The sequence below is a fragment of the Anaerobacterium chartisolvens genome (assembly GCF_003337415.1).
Classification (GTDB): Bacteria; Bacillota; Clostridia; order Acetivibrionales; family DSM-27016; genus Anaerobacterium; species Anaerobacterium chartisolvens.
Window position 1 is genome coordinate 1 of sequence record NZ_QPJT01000066.1, and the last position, 2,842, is coordinate 2,842.

2 protein-coding genes are annotated in these 2,842 nt (G+C 45.5%); both read right to left on the reverse strand.

Features of this window, described 5'->3' with window-relative positions:
* Positions 1–406: hypothetical protein (locus DFR58_RS21500; RefSeq protein ID WP_147273237.1), on the reverse strand; the 406-nt coding region annotated here is incomplete at its 3' end.
* Between the two features lie 38 nt (positions 407–444).
* Positions 445–2,842 (reverse strand): DUF5704 domain-containing protein (locus tag DFR58_RS22055; RefSeq protein ID WP_242987782.1); only part of this gene is annotated, 2,398 nt, incomplete at its 5' end.

Consider the following 2,842-nt stretch of genomic DNA (forward strand, 5'->3'; position numbering starts at 1 on the left):
TTTCATTCATCTCAAGCGACACATTACGATAAAACTGCTGCATAGCGCTCCCGCTGGCACACATTCTTGTATTGTCAGATGAATTGAGCCATGCAACCTCTCTCGCTACACTCTGGAGCCCCTTTAATGCGGCATCCATATCACGGGAAAGAGAGCTGTCCTCATCCATAAAGCTCCGGCCTGCCTTCTGAGCCATAGTGCCTAAGTCCATTCCCATATTATACAGCATATACAGGTCATCTGTAATTCGGTACTCTGTGCCTCCCAGCCTCTTTTTAACCTCCGGCTCCAGACTGCCAAGTATGCTTCCGACCTCCCTGCCCATAGGCTCTATTTCAGCAACTATGGACTTAATACTTCCCCCAAGCCTTATTACCTCATCCGGCTTCATATATATTCTATTCATTCAGTCCCGCCCCTTTCACTCACTCCATACCGTCTTCTTTAATGTGTACCTCCTTCACTGTAGTCATCCTTTACGCTCCTGTCGGTATAGTAGAATACTATGTCTCCATATTGCAAAGGAAAGCTCCTTCCTTCATAATCCTTTTTATTTAAGTTAAATGCCTCAATCTCCCACATATTACATATAGGCCCCTTATAACCAAGAGCCCCGCCCTCTGAGCTTTCATCCTTTACAGTCCTTATGTTAAACCCTACTATTATATACCCTTCCTTTTTCCAGAAATCCTCCTTACCTGTCAGCCCATAGCCTTCCCTTGCTTGCTTTTCAACATCATAGCCCTCCGGTGCCGCAAACAGCTCAGCAGGAAGATAATATTCACCGTACCACTTCTGCTTTGATACCTTCGCTCTCTCCTGCTCCACTCCCTGCGGAAGCTCCGATACATCGCCTGTGTATGTCCTCACCCATCTGCCAAGTATTACTCTGTCCAGCCACCCTATCAGTGTATTGTGCTCCTTAAGACTCCTCTCGCTTATCCTGCTTATAATACTGGTACTCTCTATTTCAATCTCCGGCACACTCCTGTATACATTTCCAAGATTCATGTACTTTGGGTTATTACGGTTCTGACCTGCTCCTTGTACCTTTACCATGGAGTTTTCTTCCCCATTAAATCTTTCGTTATACCATAAATCTACCTTTTCACGCCTGCTTCCATCGTAAGGTACATAATAAAAGCTTGGAGTTATAGATATACAATCCGCGTCATTGAAATAATTCCCCAAAGTCTCCAGCTCAAATCTGAACTTATATCCTCTTTTTAATGCTCCTGCGTTCCTGTATTGGATATGGCTCCCATTCATTATGGGCAGAACAAGCTTGTCAAACACCTTCTGAGTTGTTCCCCCTAAATCTCTGGCTTTACCGTTCTCATCATTTTTCCCCGACCTGTAGTAATTTCCCGAGTGCTTTACGGTATTCTCACTCTGCCTGAACACTTCCTCCCACAGCGGGTAGTCCGTTATATCACTAATCCTCAGCCCATACAGCCTTCCTATTACCTTTACATCCCGGCTGTCATACGCAACATATGCCTCCGTACTGGTATTTGCATCCCTCTGCATGTACCCGTATCCCGGATCGTTTATTGCTATTTCCCTGAATTCTATGGTGTAGTCCCCCTCGTCCACCCATTCCGGCAAATAAAAGTCAACCTCATCCTGCTCAAGTGAAACAGTATGCCACGTATTCGCTTTTACATACTTGCCCGCCTGCCGCCAGGTAGTATTTATATATGTATCAAACGGGAATTTTATCTGCTTCTCATCCGTGTACTTAATATAGTCTCTGTTCCCATATCCCTTTATATTTCTATGCTGTCCTGCTGTGGGAATGCTTACGTGCGAAGGCCTTCCCAGTATCAGCGACGCTCTTGCTGTGTCGGGGCTCAGCATCTGGTTGTATGCCGCGTCATCCTTTACCTCTGCATAGCATACAACGGGGGTATGTATCGTCACGGGGTTGATTCCATCTATGCTGTCTTCTATATCATACGCCAATGCATTAACGCTTCCATCCATAAGGCGATATGTTACTTCGCCATAGCTCTCCTCCCTGCCGTTTCTTTTGTTTCTGTCTATGGTCTGCCCGTCAACATAAAAAAGCTTTTCCACAAGCCTTCCGGAATTTATATCGCCCGGTTCTTCTGTAGATATCTCTCTCCAATCTCCCGACATTACTGTCCGTCCGTTAAATTTTACAGAATCATTCCTTGCCAGTATATTTCCTACATTGCTCTCCGCAAATCCCCTGGCGCCGAAATTGTCCGGCACGGACGGCCTTCCGTTCCTGCCTCCCGATAGGCTCTCAGATCCCATATCCATATTATATTCGATATCCGGCTCCTTTATATGAAGGCTATCATGCCCAAGATATTCCACATCAAGCTCCGGCACATCATAGCCTGACGAAGGCTGCCCAATCACGATGCCTTCATTAGGAAGCGCATAGTTCCAAGCCTCAGCCTGTCCCGCATAATATACCTCCAGCCTGTCTATGTACCAGTATGAGTAATCCCTGACCACATCTACCGTTTCCTCTCTCTCTTCAGTATCATACATCGTAATCCAGTATGTATAGTAATGTGTATTCCCGTCCTCATCCTCATATGAACCTACCCTTTGCTCCTCCCAGCTAAGATTGAAGGTCTTTGTCACGTTTATGGGGTACTCCTTGTAATCTATTATCTGCAAAAAATTATAGCTGTACAGATAGTCCTTGCCGTTTACCGATACATAAAGATCCTCGGTGCACGGTATTCCGTCCTCCACATCAAATTTTTCACTGCCCATATCATCCGCCTTTATAACTCCCGTAGCCTCTGGATCTATATCCTCACCGCTCTTGCCTGTATTCTCAGATCCTTGGTAATAAAAG